The 19,100-nt window shown below is 56.7% G+C and carries 8 protein-coding genes; 4 read left to right on the top strand and 4 right to left on the bottom strand.

Annotated features, from left to right (window positions below; all coding sequences use genetic code 11):
• Window positions 1–80: 80 nt before the first annotated feature.
• Window positions 81–557, bottom strand: a complete 477-nt coding sequence (locus GT019_RS03840) for a glutathione peroxidase (protein WP_161741344.1) — start codon at window positions 555–557, stop codon at window positions 81–83.
• Between the two features lie 530 nt (window positions 558–1,087).
• Between GT019_RS03840 and GT019_RS03835 the strand changes: the two genes are divergently transcribed.
• The 3 genes from GT019_RS03835 (at window position 1,088) to GT019_RS32410 (ending at window position 11,135) form a co-directional block, all read left to right on the top strand.
• Window positions 1,088–2,443: a dipeptidase gene (locus GT019_RS03835; protein ID WP_161741342.1), complete on the top strand. Its 1,356-nt coding sequence runs from the start codon at window positions 1,088–1,090 to the stop codon at window positions 2,441–2,443.
• 1,074 nt (window positions 2,444–3,517) lie between these two features.
• On the top strand, window positions 3,518–6,904 hold the full coding sequence (locus GT019_RS03830; protein ID WP_161741340.1) for a S8 family serine peptidase: 3,387 nt from the start codon (window positions 3,518–3,520) through the stop codon (window positions 6,902–6,904).
• Between the two features lie 43 nt (window positions 6,905–6,947).
• Complete coding sequence (locus GT019_RS32410; protein ID WP_161741338.1) at window positions 6,948–11,135, top strand: S8 family serine peptidase; 4,188 nt, start codon at window positions 6,948–6,950, stop codon at window positions 11,133–11,135.
• Window positions 11,136–11,377: 242 nt separating this feature from the next.
• On the opposite strand, the gene GT019_RS03820 is transcribed toward GT019_RS32410, so the two are convergent.
• The 3 genes from GT019_RS03820 to GT019_RS32405 all read right to left on the bottom strand — a co-directional run bounded on the left by GT019_RS03820 (window position 11,378) and on the right by GT019_RS32405 (window position 14,895).
• Window positions 11,378–12,307, bottom strand: coding sequence for a ribosome-inactivating family protein (locus tag GT019_RS03820; RefSeq protein ID WP_161741335.1), 930 nt, complete (start codon window positions 12,305–12,307; stop codon window positions 11,378–11,380).
• A gap of 872 nt (window positions 12,308–13,179) precedes the next feature.
• Window positions 13,180–13,869 (bottom strand): glycosyltransferase, encoded by a 690-nt coding sequence (locus tag GT019_RS03815; RefSeq protein WP_161741333.1) that lies wholly within the window; start codon window positions 13,867–13,869, stop codon window positions 13,180–13,182.
• Entirely contained in the window at window positions 13,870–14,895 is a 1,026-nt protein-coding gene (locus tag GT019_RS32405) for a glycosyltransferase family 4 protein (RefSeq protein WP_161741331.1), read from the bottom strand. It lies immediately after the preceding gene.
• 335 nt (window positions 14,896–15,230) lie between these two features.
• Here GT019_RS32405 and GT019_RS03805 point away from each other — a divergent pair, with 335 nt between their 5' ends.
• Complete coding sequence (locus GT019_RS03805) at window positions 15,231–18,878, top strand: endo-beta-N-acetylglucosaminidase (RefSeq protein WP_235946621.1); 3,648 nt, start codon at window positions 15,231–15,233, stop codon at window positions 18,876–18,878.
• Window positions 18,879–19,100: the final 222 nt, after the last annotated feature.

Here is a 19,100-nt window from a genome sequence, read left to right as displayed (position 1 = left end):
TGCGAGGATGGTTGTCGCGCTTTGGAACGCCGGCTTTTTTTTGCGTTGCGAAAGCTCCTAAACGGACGGATGATAGTCGTTTAGAGCAGGATGGATACATCTTTTTCCAGCTGCGCCGGCTTCTCGGCGGAGCCGAACCGTCTCAGCACGTTGCCGTTGCGGTCGACGAGAAACTTGGTAAAGTTCCATTTGATCGATTTCGAGCCGAGCACGCCGGGAGCAGCTTGCTTCAGGTGTTGAAACAAAGGGTGGGCGTTATCGCCGTTTACTTCGGTTTTCTCGAACAGCGGGAAAGAGACGCCGTAGTTGATTTCGCAAAAGCTATGGATGTCTTCGTTCGAGCCTTTCTCGCCGTTGCCGAACTGGTTCGTAGGGAACCCCAAAATCTCCAAGCCTTCTTTGTTGTACTTGGCGTACAGCGCCTGAAGCTCCTTGTATTGGGACGTAAACATGCAATTGCTGGCCGTATTGACGATCAGCAATACTTTGCCTTGATACTCGCGGAGCGATTTGGATTCGCCTTTGACGGTCGTGACTTCAAAATCGTAAATAGACATGTTGGATCATCCTCTCGATGTATGTTGTTCAAAATTAAGCTTTGCACTATATATCTCACAGCTATGAGTATACATGCGAATTACAATTTGGTCAATTATATTTTGAGCGATATAATATGACGAAATATTTACCAACAATGAATTGCGACCTCGCTTAAGCCATTCGCTTTACGTTAATACGTCCAATCTTTTACCCGCGAATAATCCGTCAGCAATCGCTTGTCGGTTAGTGTATTTTATTCAGTTCTACAGATAAAGGAACTGAGAACCAAACGAGCGATGCTGCTGGAAGTGCCTCTTTTCTGAAGATGGATGCGTGTAGCGCCTCGTTCGTCATGATCGAGCACGCTTGCATGATGTATTTTCCAAAAGTCAATTCGGGTCTTTCATGCTATCCGCTTCCCGCCGGGGGAAAGGATAAATTTCATGATAGCCATAGCGAAATTTTCTTATTTGTCTTCGAGCTGTCATTACGGATAAAATTCATAAAATGATCCTTGCAAAATTCATGATGAAGGAGAGTGCATGCCATGAACTACGAACATTATTTCGGGGCGAACAGGGAGAAGCATCTCGCCGAGCTGAAGGAGGTGCTTGCCATCCCGAGCGTTTCCTGCCTATCCGAACATTCGCCCGACATGGTGCGGGCAGCCGAATGGCTTGCGAACAAGATGACCGAAGCGGGTCTCGAACATGTCCGCCTTCACCGGACGAACGGGCATCCCATCGTTACGGCGGATTACCTGCACGCGCCAGGGAAGCCGACGGTGCTCGTATACGGTCATTACGACGTGCAGCCGGCCGATCCGCTTGATTTGTGGATAACGCCGCCGTTCGAGCCGGACATTCGTGACGGCAAACTATACGCGCGCGGGGCGACGGACGACAAGGGACAATTATTCCTTCATATCAAGGCGATCGAAGCGATCTTGAAGCAGGAGGGCGAGCTGCCGGTCAACATCAAGCTATGCATAGAGGGAGAAGAGGAGATTACGAGTCCGAGCCTGCTTCATTTTCTCGAGACGAACCAAGAGCTGCTGGCGGCCGATGTCGTGGTCGTCTCGGATACGCCGTTTCTGGACAGGGGCAAGCCGTCCATCACGACCGGCCTGCGCGGCATCTGTTCGTTGGAGGCGACCGTGAATACGGCAAATACCGATCTGCACTCCGGTCTCTACGGAGGCGGGGTTCCGAACGCGCTGCATGCGCTTGTGTCGCTGCTGGCCACCCTTCACGACGAGCGCGGCAAAGTGGCGGTCGAGGGTTTCTATGCCGGCGTGCCGGACATCTCGCCGCTGATGAAGTCGGAATTCGCGAAGCTGAACCACGACGAGGAGCAGCTGCGGAAGAACCTGGGGCTGGATGCCTTGTACGGCGAGGAGGGCTTCTCGTTTGCGGAGCGGATCGGAGCAAGGCCGACGCTGGAGCTTAACGGCGTCTACGGCGGCTTCCAGGGCGAAGGCATGAAGACGGTCATTCCGAGAGAAGCGCATGCCAAGATCACCTGCCGCCTCGTCGGCGATCAAGACCCGCAGGATATACTCGACAAGATCACGCGTCATCTGCAGCGGCATATGCGGCCAGGCGCGAAGCTATCCGTTCAGAGCGGCGTGAAGATTCGCGCGTACGATATCGATCCTTCCGATCGAATGCTCCGGTTGGCGGCGGACGCCTACGAGGAGGTCTACGGCACGCGTGCCCTGTTCACGAAAGACGGCGGCGGAATCCCGATCGTAGAGGCGTTCGCTCGCCTGTTGGGGGCGCCCGTCGTCCTGATGGGCTTCGGCCTGCCGGATGAGAAATTGCATGCGCCGAATGAGCATTTCAACCTGGAGAACTTCGATAAAGGGCTCCTGACGATCGTTTCGTTTTTGAAAAAGCTATAAAGCCGGCGAATGCCGACAAGAACTTTCGAATGCCCCTGTCCTGCGCAGGGGCATTTTTAATAGGGCGTTTAGAAGCGCGGAGACGGGAGCGCGTATGCCGCTTCGCGAGATGCGAATCCATAGAAACACGCGGAGCTTGAGCCAATCAGGCTCTTTTTTGTGGACAATGCGTAAAGAAAAAGATTTTATGGATGAAATTATATTTCATAAATTATTTTATGAAAATCGCTAGCGCTCAGGGAGGGGCGATAACTTGGGAGCTCGCGGATTCGACGTTTTTCGATGCTGCTTGATTGCACGAGAAAAGAAAGAATTTTTATGGACGACGCGGTCAATCATCAATAAATTTATGAAACTACTTTCCGGCGACATCCGGGGTAGTCATGACAAGCAGGGAGCTGTCTCTTCTATTGATTGACGAAGCCCGACCGCGATTTTGCGGAGGAATCTCAATGGCGAAGCGGATTCGCAGCGTGCCGTCTCGTAGATGTGTATCCGAAGTCCTATGAACCACGGCGATGCTAGCCATAAATAATCTTATGCAAGAACGATCGTTTCGAAATAAAAATGATAGAAGATAGAGAGGTTCTTGAAGATCGGAACCCGAGCGACGTACCATTTTGCAGGCTCCTGAAAAGGAAAAATTTAAGAAAAATTTAGATTGCAAATACGAAAAAACATATCTTTGAATGTCAGAAATCTCGCGATCGCCGTTAAAAATTTAAAAAAATAAACATATTGACGCTATGAAAATCGGAGATTTATAATCCTCTCAGAAATCAGGCAGTCATTTGTTAGATTTAGTGACATGAGCCTGAGATCGCGGCCGGCGCGCCTTCGCTCGGATGGCAGGGGGGCGGAACGCGATTCGCGAAGCACCGCCGTTACATACCAACGATATCCGAGGTGGTGCTTTAACGTCATGATTCGGCTTATCCATCGCTAGACGCACTCCCGGACGAGACGGCAAGCGGCTCCTGGGCGGTTGCGCACCGAAGACCTCGCAATCATCGCATCGTCGAGGCGCCTCTCCACTGCAACATCGAACTAAATTGGCGAAGGAAGTGACAAGGCTTGAACAGGAAAACGAAAAAAACCGCATCGGCTATTTTCTCCTTATTGCTGGCATTCGGCGTCGTTACGCCCGCATTGGCCAAGCAAGCCCCGCAGCAGGATCCGCTAAGAAAAAGCCAATGGATCACCGAGCATGCGGTTCAACAACCCGCTTCTAATGATTCGAAGCCATCCGCCGAAGCGCAAGCGCAGGCTTCCGCAGCGCTGCCTCCGCCGGCAGGCGCGCTTCCCGAGTACGCGCCTGGCCGCGTCATCGTGAAATATCGTTCGGCAGAGGCATCCGTCCAGGCGGAATCGTTGTCCGCGCAAATTGCAAGCGTCAGCCCCTTGTCCGTGTCGAATGCGGAGCTGCTGAAGCTGGCTGACGGCGCCGATGTAAATAGCGTCATTCAAGAGCTGTTGAAGGATCCGAACGTAATGTACGCGGAGCCGGATTATAAGGTATCTTCCGCGGCCGTTCCGCTTTTCAAACCGGCAGATGATGCCGCTGCAGGCTCAGCGGCGGGAGTTGCCGCCGCGCCGGTCTCCGCGGCGGGAGACGCCGCCGCGCTTGCCGCCGCGGCCGCGCAGGCGAGCGGTTCCCCGGCATTGCCGAACGATCCCTTGTTCGGCGAGCAGTGGGGGTTGCACAATATCGGACAACCCCTCAATGACGGCACGGTCCAAGCCGCCGTGCCGGATATGGACATGGACCTGCCGGAAGCTTGGGAGATTACCCAGGGCAGCAGGGACGTCACCGTCGCGGTCATCGGTAACGGCACCAATACCGAGATTCCCGATCTGATCGGTCAAATCTGGACCAACGGCAAGGAAACGCCGGGCAACGGCATCGATGACGACGGCGACGGACTGATCGACGACGTCAACGGCTGGGACTTCGCGCACGACGACAATTCGGTGTTCGACACGAGCGACGGCTTCAGCGACACCTACGGCACGACGGTCGCCGGTCAAATTGCGGCAGCGATGAACAATAACGAGGGCATCGCCGGCGTCGCGCCGAACGTGAACGTCATGCCGCTCAAGGTCATCTCGCCTGACGGCGGCTACTTCACGGATATCGTGGACGCCATTCACTTTGCCGAGGCGCATGGAGCGAAGATCGCCACGCTCGGCATGGTGTACGGCTACAAAAGCAGGCTGGTCGAAGACGCCATCAATGCCTCCCCTATGTTGTTCGTGGCTCCGGCCGGCGACAGCAACGGCAAACAGATCTTGAATACGGACGTGACGCCGATTTATCCGGCTGCCTATTCCAGTCCGAACATCCTGTCGGTGACCGGCGTTGGCGTCACGGGCGTTCCGTCCGTGCTTGCCGCAATCGGCCAAACCTCCGTCGATGTCTCGGCGCCGTCCGAGTTGATCCTCTCGACGACGGCCGGCATCGATGCAGGCTATGCCGCTCAGATCGATAACGGTACCTATAAAGCCTACTATCACGGTATCGGCTTCGAGGAAATTCCGGAGAACGACCCGCAGTATGTCGGTCAACGCCAGGATATGTTCGATCGCGCCATGAACTACCTCAAGCCGGAAGGCGTCGATGCGCCGAAGATCCTGCTCGTGAACGATAGCGAACGCGGCGGCGACGGCGGCGGCGGCGGAATCGGAATTCCCGGCCTCGATTGGGACAACAACAATCCTTCGACCGTCTATCCGGCGCTGCTGCAGCAAGCAGGTTATGCCTACGATACGTTCACGACGCAGGACGAGGGCGCGGACGGTCCGCCGCTTGAGATGCTTCAGCAATATGACGTCGTTATCTGGTTCACGGGAGGAACAGCCATTACCGGAACGACTCCCCTGATCACCGCTCAAGATCAAGCCGATTTGACCGACTATCTGAACGGCGGCGGACATCTCATGCTGACCGGACAGGACGCCATCGACCAAATCGCGACATCCCCGTTCGTTCAAGACGTATTGGGCTTGACGCTTGCCGCGGAAGGCGGGTGGCTGGCCAAAACTTGGGGCGCTCCCGGCACGATCTACGAGGGACAGACCTATAGATTGATGGACATCTCGCTGTTTGCCGATATCGTCATCAGCAACAAGCCGGAGATGACCGCCGTCAACCTAAAGAACAGCTTCGGCAAATATTCGTATGTTCAAGGCACGCTTTATGCCGCCGCGTATGCAGCCGGAGTAGCCGGTCTGGTGCAAAGCCAGTATCCGGACATGAGCGCCCTCGACGTGAAGCAGCGCATCATGACAAGCGGCAAGACGATTGGATACGGCGGCAGAACAAGCACGGCGAGCGGCAAGCTCATCAGCGCGTACCGCGCGCTCTGGAACAAGGATATCCCGGGCATGACGCTGATCGATCCTTCCATTGCCGGCAAGCTTGATCATGCGAACGATCCGAACCATGTCTATTCCGTCGAGCTAAGCGCCGGCGAGGAAGCGACCTTCACGCTGACGGGCGATGCGGGCACGGATTTCGATCTTATCCTGTACGATGCTTCCGCGACGACGGTCGCGAGCAACGAGGGAGCGGTCGCGTATTCCGAGAAACCGGGCACGTCCGCCGAATCGATCACCTATCGCGCGCCCAAGAAGGGCACGTACTACATTAATATTTATGCCGTGAGCGGCTCCGGCAGCTATAAGCTGAATGTCGACTACGGCAACGCGTCGACCTTGCTGGAAGACGACGATCCGTCGCTGACCTACGAGGGCGACTGGAAGACGGTAACGGATGCCTCTTATTCGGGCGGCACCATGAAGCAGCTAACCGGCAAAGGTTCCGTCAAATTCGGCTTCCGCGGCAATCTGTTCGAATGGATCGGTATGAAGAACGACAAGCAAACCGCCGCCGAGATTTGGATCGACGGCCTGCAGGCAGGCACCACCAATCTGGAGAGCGAGACGTCCCAGACGAAGCAGTCCTTGTTCAAAATGGTGCTTCAGAACGGACATCATGACGTTGAAATTCGTCCCGGCAGCCGAACCGGTGGATCCTATTTCGCTATCAACGTAGACGCCTTCGTATTCTCCAGCTTGATATCGCCGACGGCCAAATCCGCGAATTACACCGGTCCGTGGGCGATTAAATACGGCAAGCAATATCCGGACGGCTCCGAGACCTACACGACGACGGCCGGCAGCGCCGCCGAGTTCAGCTTCGCGGGCACGAAGGTTACGCTCTGGTCGACGACGAACAGCAACCGCGGCATGGTGAAGATCTATATCGACGGCCGCTCCGTAACGCCGACGCCGGTCGATCTATACAGCGACACGCTCCATTATCAGGTGCCGGTCTTCACGTCGGGCGAACTCGCCGCCGGCTTGCACAAGATCAAGATCGAGCACGCGGGCGCGGCAAATCCGAAGTCGAAAGGCAGCATCGTCACCATAGACGGTTTGGATGTTCTGAATTTGAGCTAACTTCGAGAGGCTATTAATCTGATCCGAAATGGGGAACCCGAACGTGAATCGATCACTTCTCAAGAAATCATTGTCGCTCGCGACGGTCTCGCTGCTGGCCGGGAGTCTCGCCGTCCCTAACCTGCCCGCAGCGCACGCCGCTCCGCTGAATAAAACCTTTGTCACCAAAGAAAGCCTGCAGGCGGTAACCCGCCTGCTGCAAGCGGCCGGGCCGGAAGCGGCTAGCAGCGCGGTTCCGGGCGAACCATACGTGGACGAAGACATCAACACCCGATCCGCGGGCGAAATCAACGTCATCGTTCAATTCAGCGGCCAACCTGCGGCCGTGGGACGGTACGCAGGCAAGCTCGGCTTCAAGAAGCTGGCAGCGGAGTCGACCGAAGCGGCCGTGAAGTCCGAGCAGGATGCCTTCGTCCGCAGCGCGCAGGCGAGCAGCGTTCCCTTCAAGATCGACCGCCGCTTCGACACCGTCCTGAACGGGATGGAGATCACGATCCGCGCGGATCAAATCCCCCAGCTGGCGAAGCTGCCGGGCGTGAAGTCCGTTCATAAGAACATTCATTACTATCCGGCCGAGCTGCCGGACAGCTATCAAGCCGCTGCGGCTGGGTCGTCCGCGATCGATACCGTGCCGCTTGAGCAGATCGGCGTCACGAAGGCATGGGAGCGGGGAATTACGGGCAAGGGCTTGAAGGTCGGCGTCATCGATACGGGCATCGACTACCTGCATCCCGATCTTGCGGGGAATTACGAAGAAGGCGGCTACGACGCCGTCAACCAAGACGATGACCCGTACGAGGATCTGCCAGTCAACGAATACGAAGGGTCTCATCACGGCACGCACGTATCGGGCACGATCGCCGGGACGGCTTCGAACACGACGGCCGAGCATGTGCAGAAGGGCGTCGCTTATGACGCCAAGCTGTACGCCTACAAGGTTCTGGGACCGGAGGGCGGCTCTTCCTCTATGGTTATCGACGGGATCGAACATGCCGTCGAAGACAAGATGGACGTCATTAACCTCTCCCTGGGCAGCGACCTGGAGAAGGATCCGAATTCGCCCGACGCCATCGCGGTTAACAATGCCGTGCTGGCAGGCGTCGTAGCTGTCGTCGCGAACGGCAACGCAGGTGCGGGAGACCAATATTATTATTCCATGGGCTCGCCGGCGGCGGCGCAGCTGGCCATATCCGTCGGCGCGGCCACGAGCGACAGCATCCGCGTAGGGGGAGGCGTGCGCAGCGAAGCCGGCTCCCTGGCGGACGAAGCGCATATGGAGTTGATGAGCTGGACGACGGACAAGGAGAACTTTAACGAGATGTTCGGCGACGGCCCGATCGAGGGCGTCTACGTCGGTCTCGGGTCGAATGACGAATATAAGGACTTGGGACTCGACTCGGCAGACCTGTCGAACAAGATCGTATTCATCTCCCGGGGGATTCTCACGTTCGACGAGAAAGTGAGAAATGCCGCCAAGCACGGCGCGAAGGCCGCCGTCATCTTCAACGGCGACTCCGTCGACCCGCAGATCGCCGTCCCCGACCTGTCGGAGGACATACCGTCCCGCAACGGACCGATCGGACCGATCGCATTCCTCGGCGACAGTTACGACTATATCCCGACGTTCGACATGGCGGGAACGACCGGGCGCGCGCTGGCTCGCGAGCTGAAGGCGCACCCGAACGAAACGCTGCAGTTCACGATGAAGAACGATTTCAAGCAGGTACCCTTGGCGGGCGACCGCATGGCGGACTTCAGCTCGCGTGGCCCGAACTCGGACGGCAACTACGGCATCAAGCCGGACCTGAGCGCGCCAGGCGTGCAGATCTTCTCCACGGTGCCGGCCTACGGTGCGGCTAATCCGGACGCGAGCTACGACAAGGCTTATGCCAAGATGAGCGGCACGAGCATGGCGACGCCGCATGTGGCCGGACTCGCCTTGCTGATCAAGCAGGCGCATCCGACATGGACGCCGACCGATATTCGCGCGGCGCTGGCGAATACGGCGAAAGAGCTCGTCGACGAGAACGGCACGCCGTACGACGTGTATTCGCAAGGCGCGGGGCGCGTTGACGTCATGAACGCGATCGACACGCGCGCCATCATCGAATCGCTGGACGACATTACGATTTACGACGATAAAATGGAACCGACGGTCATTCCGAGCGAAGCGAGCAGCGTCAGCTTCGGCATGCTGAAGCCCGGCGCCGATGCGGAGAGCAAGCCGCTGCGCGTCAAGAATCTATCGAACGCGTCCGTCGCTTACGACGCCAAGGTGGTCATGCATCCGTCGGTAACTTCCGATCCGAATGATCCGATTCCGACGCCGGACACCGGCGCGATCACGGCGAAGCTGAACGGTCTTGCAGGCAATCGAATCACGGTCGGCGCGAACGGCGTCTTCGAATTCAACCTGTCCGCGGCTGTCGGCGCGAAGGCGAAGGATGGCGTGTACGAGGGCGAAGTATTGCTCCAGGGCAATGGGGTTCCTTCCCTGCACCTGCCGTTCGTCATTCACGTCGGCAAATCGTCCGAGGACAACGACTTCCCGATTCAGAACATCGCGCTGAGCGATACCATCGTGTCCAAGGACGCGCCGATCGACATAACGGCGTCGCTGACGCCGCTTCCGAAGGGCAAAATCAATCACATGTACGCGGCAATCTACGATATGAACGATGAGCCGATCGGCGTCCTGGCCGAAGATTTCGACCTCGACGAAGACACGGAGCTGTTGAAGCCGCTCCCGTCCGAATTCGTCGTACCGGAATTCGACGGCTCGTATAATGTCGGCGTCTACTTGAATGACGGCAACCTCTATAACGAGCAGCTTCCGGAAGGACGTTACAAGATCGTTCTCATCGGCTCGTTATACGATGAGAACTACGAGGTCGTCGATCAAAGCGCTGCGTTCAGAACGTTCTACGTGAGCGGAGAAACCGGCAGCACGCCGCCGCCGACGGATCCGGGCTCGTATCCGAGCTTCCCGATCACGCCAAACGACGCGGCGTACAATAAAGATGTCGCGGCATCCGTAATCGAGAAAGGTCAAACCGGCATCGCCGTCGAGGCGCAATCGAGCCAAGAAGGTTCGCAATTGTCCGTGTCCGTGAAGGATGCCGACCTTCAAGCGGCGCTGAAAGACGCGAAGTCTCCTGTTGCCCTGACGATCGGAGCGGCTTCCAAGGATGCTTCGTCCGCGAAGCTCGCGATCACGGCCGCGCAGGCGAAACAGCTGAAGGACGCGGCGCTTGCGGGTACGATCGTCTTCGCTTGGAACGACGCTTCCGTTTCCCTGCCGCTCTCGGCATTGAGCTCGGTTGCCGAAGGCGCCGACATCGTCATCGCAATCAAGAAGGATGACGACAGCAAGGCGGAGTTCGTGAAGCAAGCGAAAGACGCTTCCGTTCTCGGAACGCCGTACGTCTTCGAGGTAGACAGCGTGAAAGGCGCGGATTCCGAGCCGCTTGCGCTGAAAGCCGGCGAAGCCGCGGCAAGATCGTTCCTGATCGACAAAGGCGTCGATACGAGCGGAGCGGGTGCGCTCTATCTCGAAGGCGGCAAGGTGTATCCGGTGCCGGCTAACATCACGAAAACCGGCGACGGCGCATCCATCTTGACCGTCCGCAGACCGGGCTTCTCGACGTACGCGGCGGCCTCCAGACAAGTCTCGTTCACCGATATCGACAAGTCCTGGGCACGCGCGGATATCCAATCGCTCGCGGACAAGTTCCTGCTGAACGGCACCTCCGACCATGTCTTCTCGCCGAAGGCGAACGTGACCCGCGCGCAATTCGCGTCCATGCTCGTCCGGACGCTGGGCTTGCAGGCGCAAACGGCGGCTGCGCCGTTCGGCGACGTGAAGAGCGGCGACTGGTTCGCCTCCGACGTCGCAACGGCGTATGCGGCCGGACTCGTCACGGGCGCTGACGGCCAATTCAATCCGAATGCCGCCATTACCCGCCAAGATCTGACGGTCATGCTGGCGAGAGCGGTCAAGCTCATCGGCCTGCAGGCGCCTGCCGCGAGCGGACCGAGCGCTTATGCCGATGCCGCGCAGTTCAGCGGGTACGCGAAAGCGAGCATTCAACTCGTCACCGACGCCGGACTGATGAAGGGCGTCGAATCGAAAGGCAGCTTCTACTTCCAGCCGGCCGATGCGACGACGCGCGAAGCCGCGGCCAAAGTGCTGCACGACCTGCTTCTAACCGCGGGTCGCATTCAAGACTAAGACCAACGCGACGAAAGGCCGCCCGAGCATGTCTCGGCGGCCTTTTTCGTGCGTTCTGATTATTCGATGCGAATCCTTTCATCAGCGAGGGGGAGTCCGATGGCATGGATCCTCCGTCATCTATTCGCTTGCATCGCATTCGCGAATAGTCCAAAAAAAGAGCAAGCGCCTCGAAAATCGAGAGCTTGCTCCTTTGTATTGGACGGATAGCCATCGGCAAGGTTGAGACGGTCTTGGGTTAATTAGCCGCAGGAGCCGCCGCCGCCACCGCCGCCGCACGGGTTTCGTCCTAGCACATAGTACGCAACCGCAAGGAACGCGGCAAGCGTGGAATAGTAATGATCATTGATCGTAATCCCGTAGTAGTTTCCATTGGCCTGTTGGATGGCCCAGTCGGTGATGGTAGCCCAGTTATTCTCGATCGCGGCCGGCGTTTCTCCGATCGGAGCATTCGTACCATACAGCAGATTATTGTAAATGACATTGCGAATGACTTGGAAGCGCGCAGCCTCCGCCAAGGCGCCGATTATGCGGACCATGTTGTGGCCGACGGTATTGCGCGATTGAGCGTTCCGATTAAGATAATCGTGCATGTCCGAGAGATTCCAGACGGTATTCCACAGCTGATCATTCGTGTATTCATTGGCCGCACGCGCCTCGGGCGAACCTTCGGGCATTGTTGCATAATTGCCGTTCCAGGGAAGATAGGTGACCTGATTTGCAGTGAGCCCAAGATCATTTCTGGCATGGTAGGCAAGCGTCTGATCATTGTAGAAGTAGTAATCGCCCTGCGGTGTCCAGTAGCCGAACGCGTAGAGCGTGTCCGCCCACAAGTAGACCGTGACCAGGTAGTTCGGAAATCCTGCCACGTTGTAGCCATTATAGATCTGCACCTCGATGATCCGGTGCGTAGTCGTGGTTAATTGCACGCCGTTCTGCAGCGTTCTGCCTAAGGCGGCATTCCTGATTTGTTGGATAACGCTCGCATACCTGGCCGCGTTCGTTTCCCGTTGCCAGTTAGAGTCGCCGTTCAGACCGCTTACGTCCCATTTAATGATTCGTTTATCTCCTGCTTGCGCATTCGCGACCGATGGTTTCCAAACGCTCAGCAGCGGCCATAACAGCAGCGCGACCGAAAACCAGATTCCAATCTTACGATATATGGTTGGCATTGTTTAATTCCTTCCTGTACCTGGCATTGTGAATTTAATTCGGCTTGAGAACATCCGCATGTTCCCGACGTCTTTCGCAACCTGTTTTTTGCTAAGCCCGTTGCGTTCTTCAACCACCACCTCCTCTGCTCGATTCCTCCGACAGGGAGAAAATCTCTCGAAGGGATTAGCAAGTCTCGGCTATACGCAATGCCTCTTCGCCGATTGCCGGCGCAGGAGCGGGCTTCGCAGCCTCAAGTGAAATCCATCACATACGGCTCTGCAGAATCTCGAAGTCTTGCCGTCGTGAATGGGTATTGCCATTGTAGGTTGTGGAAATGCAGAAAACAAATAACAAAATAACCGGCGAATGATAATCGAATTTATGGATACCGGTGGAATATTCTTGACTAGTTCCAACGATCCAGGACGTATGGCGGCAGTTGCAGCGGCGGTTACCGACTTTCGCTGCAAGGGACAGCAGATATAAAAATGATTATAAATTCATTTATGATAGGCTTATTATTTTATAATTGGCGTTTTCATTGATTACCTAATAAACTAGGTTCATGCGGTTGTTGCTTACTAGGAAAGGCTTTCCGCTATTCATGACATGATAGGTTGGATGATTGTTTTTTGTTGCGAGTCGCAAATTTATATCGAATTGGAGGAAACCAAGAGACGGCGCATAACCCCATCGTACCAAGGCGCCCGTATTCGTTCGAACGGCCAGTTGCTCGTTTATGGGAATGCCGACGGTGAACGATTGCTTGATAAACGCAAAGAAACGACAGCCGGTTAAAGGCTGTCGTTTCTTTATGCGCCGGTATAGCCCGGGATACGCGAGGACTTGATCTCCATCGGAACGCTCGGATCCATATAGGCCATCGCGTCTAATGAACATAACGACGGAAATTTTTCGTCCGGCGTACGAGCCTGCAGTGCCGCATATAGCGGTGCGTGCTTTTTTTCTGCGTATGGCTGTTCCAATTCTTGCTGCGGATGCAGACATAATGCCGTTTGGAGACGGAATACACGCGATAACCTCGGCGGACGCAGCGCGTGAGCCATTTGGCATCCGTGCCGGATTTCCGATTCGCGGGGAATTTGACCCTGCGCCAAACCGACTTGCGAAATACCAGCGTGCCGCCTTTGACCTTGCGCTTGTATTTTCGCTCCCCGCCTCGGCGGAATACCATCAGCGCCCGCTTGGCTTTGAAATAAAGGTAAGCGGTATGCTTGCCGACGATGGATGATTTACCGCGCTTGATCGCGCGGGCCGCCTCTCGCAGAAACCTAGGACCGTAGTAATCGTCGTCGTCGAACTTGGCGATGAAGCCGTTGTCCGCCTTATTGATCGCATAATTCAGGCATTTGCCGAGCCTGTATTTCTGCGGCAGCTGGTACACGGTGATTTCGCCTGCCGGGTATTGACTGGCCCGCTCCTTGTAGGCCGCAATGTCCATTTTGTTATTGTTCAGGACGATGATCATCTTTTTGTTTTTCCATAGCTGGCGATCGTAATTTTCGAACACGTTATCGATGCAGGAAGACCTCATCGTGCACGCGATCACGGTAATCATCTAATCCTCATCTCCGTTCGAGGCAGGTTGAAGCTTGGCTTTGCGCCGGTTCCATAACGTGTTGCGCTTTATTTTATACAGCTTCTTGGTAAGGACCTTTCGGTACAGCCGCAAGAACGCGTCTGCCATGTTGCGCTCGGAGTAGCGGGTACGAGCATACCGCCTTAATCTGCGCGCGCTCGGCAGCTGCTTGCGGTTACGGACCTTCGCCGCCATGCCGGCGGTCGTATCGCACACGAGCCGCGGCACGCCGCGAAGCACCTCCGGCACCGCGCCGCGACGAAAGCCGAGCACGGGCGTGCCGCTCGCCATCGCTTCGACGAGGACGAGCCCGAACGGCTCATCCCAGGTCGACGTGAAGAGGACGCAGTGCGCATTGGCCAGCAGCCTGCGCTTGCGGGCGCCTCCGACAGGCCCGATGTAGCGGATTTTTTTGCCCAGGTGCGGCTTGATTTTGGCGTTGTAATACTTCTTGTCGTTCAGCGTGCCCGCGATGATGAGCTTGCGGTTTGTCTTCTTGGCCACCTTGATGGCCAGATGGACGCCTTTCTCCTTCATCAGCCTGCCGAGGAAGAGCAGGTACTTTCGTTTCTTTTTCTTGAACGCGTAATCGTCCATGCGCATGCCGTTGTAGACGGCGTAGCCTTTCCCTTTGCCGTATTTCCGCAGGATGAATTTGCTGACGTAGACTCGAATCTGCACGTTCGACTTGATGGCTTTCGAATGAGACTGACAAATGGTCGGAATCGGCGGATTCGCTTTCGCGACGATGCCGTAGTGGTCGTGGATGATATCGATGTCGGGCGGCATGTGCTTGATAATGAAGTCCAGCTGCTTCGTCTGGTCATCGGATTCGTATTCGAACGTTTGGGTCGCGTTCGATGTCGAGCCCCGTTTGGCGAACAGGAACACCTCATGACCCCGTCTGACCAGCTCCTCCGTCAAATAATGCACGTCGCGCTGCGTACCTCCGTAATCCTTTGGCGGTACAGGAATCGTATTCGTCGAGATTTGCGCAATTCTCACGTGCCCTCAGCTCCTTGGGTCGTTGTCTGCCGTAGGCATTCACTCTAAGATATGAGCGGACTTCCCGGCGGGGCACGGCGCTGATCGCCAAGAGATAATGTTAGCTTAAATCTTTCATTTCTCCACTACGGTCTATCGTTTATTGACTATTCAATGGCATGGGCTTGAAGTAAAATATGACCTGCACGCCAGTGAAATTGTTAAAGATTAACAAAAGCCGGAGCGCGGGAGGGTTGCGAAGCGATTGTAAACCGGCGGGTGAACAATATCCGACGAGGCTTTATTCGATTTCATGAAAGCGCTTAATCATTCGAGAGCGGAAGGGAAGGATGAGATTGTATTTCATACGAAGCGTATTCGCCTTGGCGGCCGTGTTTGCGGCTTCCTGCATGATTTGGCACGCGTCCGCGCATGCGGAGCAGCCGTATTCCTCATACTGGTTTCCGAAGGATCTGCTGAACTGGTCCCCCGGGACGGACAAGGACGCCGCGTTCAACAAGTCGGGAATACCGCTGGCCAGCCGTTACACGGGCTATCAAGTCAATCCGAACGTGACCTTAAACCCTAAATTGGCAGCGCTTTCGTCGATGGCCGATCATACGAGCGGAACGCCGTCGCAAGGTTCGGACCAATTTAATACGTACGCGTTTCAATATTGGCAGTATGCCGATCTGCTCGTCGATTGGGCCGGCTCCTCCGGAGAGGGCATTATCGTGCCCCCGAGCGCCGACGCCACCGATGCCGCCCATAAGAACGGCGTTCCGATTCTCGGCACGATCTTCTATCCGCCGACCGCCTACGGCGGACAAATCGGCTGGGTGAACGATTCCTTGGTGCAAAATCCGGACGGCTCGTTCCCTTTCGCGGACAAGCTGATCGAGGTTGCGACTTATTACGGATTCGACGGCTGGTTCATCAATCAGGAGACCGCCGGCGGAAGCGCGGCGACCGCGACCAAGATGCAGCAAATGCTCAATTACCTGCAGGCCAAAAAGCCCGCGAACATGAAAATCATGTGGTACGACGCCATGATTCGCAGCGGATCGGTATCGTGGCAGGGCGCGCTCAACGCAAACAACGCGATGTTTTTCCAGGATAACGGAAAAGCATCCGACAGCATGTTTGTCGATTTCAGATGGAGTGCGGGCACTTTGAGCTCCTCGAACGCGACGGCGACGAGCCTGGGCAGAAGTCCGTACGATCTGTATGCCGGCATCGACGTGGAAGCGAACGGCTATGATTCCTTCCCGAGATGGAGCGCCATCTTCCCGACCGGAGGTCAGGCCGTTACTTCGCTAGGCTTGTACCGTCCCGACTGGGCTTACAAATCCTCGACCGGGCAGGCGGATTACTACGCCAGAGAAAACCGCTTCTGGGTCGGACCGAACGGCGATCCGCGGCGTACGGCTCCCGGGACGTCATGGCCGGGAATCGCGAATTACGTTTCGGACAAAACGCCGGTGACGAGCCTGCCGTTCGTAACGAATTTCAATACGGGTCAGGGGCATACGTTTGCGGTTAACGGCGAAGTGCTGCGAAGCAAGGACTGGAACAACCGCAGCCTGCAGGACGTCATGCCGACCTGGCGCTGGATCGTGGATAGCGAAGGTACCGCGCTGAAGCCGGATATCGATTTCGCCAACGCGTATTACGGCGGAAGCTCGCTGAAGGTATCGGGCGACCTCGGCCCGGCGAACGCCACGCGGATCAAGCTCTATAAGACCGATCTGCCGGTAGACGCGAACACGAAGCTGGGTTTGGCGTTCAAATTGGCGGACGCGGACCTTGCCGCATCGCATATGCAGGTCGGGATTTCGTTCTCGGACGATCCGAACCGATTCGTATACCTGGATGCGGGAGACGCGCCGGGAGGTGCGTGGACTGCGAAGTCGATGTCGCTCGGTCAATATGCCGGCAAGCGGATTGCCGCCATCGGGCTCAGCTTCGCGAGCGACACGGCGATCAGCGGCTACGCCGTCAATATCGGGCAGTTATCTGTATCCGACGAAGCCGGGCAGCCCTCGCAAGTTCGCCAGCCGAGCGCGCCTGCGATGGAAAACGAATTTACCGGAGGCATTGCCGCGGATGCCCGTTTGACATGGACCAAGACGGATCCTGCTGCCGCGTTGTACGAGATTTATCGGCTGAAGCCGGACGGCACGCGCGAGTTTCTCGGTGCTACGCCGAATGACGCCTATTACGTGTCCGAAATCAAACGGAACGGCAAAGAAATGCAAACGACGCTGCAAATCGTCGGCGTCGATCGCGACTTCCGGCAAGGCGCACCTGCGACCGTCACGCTAAATTGGCCGGACTATCCGAAGCCGGCGGCGGATTTCGCCGTCAGCCAGCGGTACGCCGCGCCGGGTCAACCGATTGGCCTCGTTAGTCGATCGTCGGAAACGGCCGAAACGGTCGACTGGGATGTACCGGGAGGCCGTGTAGACTACAGCTCGGGGCAGCCGGTCGTCACCTACGACCGGGAGGGGACCTACACGATTACGTTGACCGCCTCGAACAGCTCGGGAGTAGACGTGCATGCGGAGCAAGTAGAAGTGACTTGGGCGGTAACGGGCGGCAAGTCCAATCTTGCGCTCAACAAGACGGCAACGGCCAGTTCGGCCTGCGCGTCGGCCGAAGGCGGGACATTCGCGTTCGACGGCAGCTTGAAAACCAAATGGTGCGCCAATGCCGGCAGCGGACCGCACTGGGTGATGAGCGATTTGGGCGCCGATTACGCAATCACGGATTTCGCGCTCTCCCATGCCGAGCTTGGCGGCGAAGCGGTCAGCATGAATACGTACGATTACAAAATCCAGCTCAGCGACGACAAATCGACCTGGAGGGACGTCGTCGATATCCGCGGGAACACGAAGGGACGGACCGAGCATACGATCGACCTGTCGGAAGCCCGGTATGTCCGGCTGTGGGTGACGAAGCCGACCAGCACGACCGACAACGCGGCCCGCATCTACGAATTCGAGATCGGCGGGTATGCGGTCAATCCCGTGTTCTTAAGTCTCAATCAGGCGGCCGCTGCCGCGAATGTGCTCCATCTGCTCGACTCGCCGGCTTCGCCGGGCCTTCATCTGGACCTGACGAAGTGGAATCTGCTGAGCGGCGACGGGAAGCTCGCCGTAGCCCAGGCGATCGTAAGCGGCAAGCCGGCAGCCGGATATTTCAGCAGCGCCTCGATTCAGCAGGCGATCAATCTGGCGATTGCTGGACTGGATAAGACGGCTCCCGTCACGACGCTGACCGCGGCGCCCTCCGAGCCGGACGGGCAGAACGGCTGGTACGTGCATCCGGTCGAGCTGACGCTGACGGCTTCGGACGAATTGTCCGGCGTTGCAAAAACGGAATACAGCGTTGACGGCGGAGTGAACTGGCTGATCTATACCGGTCCGATCGCGCTCGGCGAAGATACGGCGGCCACGATCGGCTACCGCTCGACGGATGCCGCGGGAAACGTCGAATCGATTAAAGAAATCGCCATGAAACTGGATATGACAGCCCCATCCGTAACCGCTTCGGTTCGTGACGGAGAAGTGTTCGCGGATGACCAAGCGATCGTACCGGAAATCGTCGTCTCGGATACGGGTTCCGGCGTCGATGCGAGCAAAACGACCGTTTGGCTGGACGGCGTGCGGCTTCAGCCGGGCGAATCCGTGGAACTGCGCGCGCTGACGCTCGGACCCCACGTCTTGAGCTCGGAAGCAAGCGACAATGCCGGCAATGCCGGCAAATTGACGGTTCATTTCCAAACGACCGCAAGCATCGACTCTTTGCGCGCCTTGATCGAACGGTTCAGAGCGGACGGATCGATCGATAACGGCGGTATCGCGAACAGCTTGCTGAAGAAGCTTGAGAAAGAAAACCTGAACAGCTTCATCAACGAGGTTAACGCGCAAAGCGGGAAGCATATTTCTAAGGAAGCCGCGGCATGTCTGCTTCGGGACGCCGCTTTCCTCGTTCAGCAGTAACTCGAAACGTTCCGAAAGGAGCCGGTCGAGCACGCGCCGCCCCTGCGGCGTCGATATCGGTAATACCTAGTCCATGTCATAAGCTGCCGGCTCTAGCCGGCAGCTTATTTGCGTATTCGTTTGTTTTGTTAAACAAATAAAAACGACATGGAGCTGTTTGTTCTGAAGCGTTAGATAATCTTACACGGAAATTACATTGCCAAGAAAAAAGCAATCTATTAA

The organism is Paenibacillus glycinis, from assembly GCF_009909185.1.
GTDB lineage: Bacteria > Bacillota > Bacilli > Paenibacillales > Paenibacillaceae > Paenibacillus_Z > Paenibacillus_Z glycinis.
The sequence above is the reverse complement of the archived record's forward strand: the minus strand, read 5'-3'. Positions and strand labels throughout refer to the sequence as shown.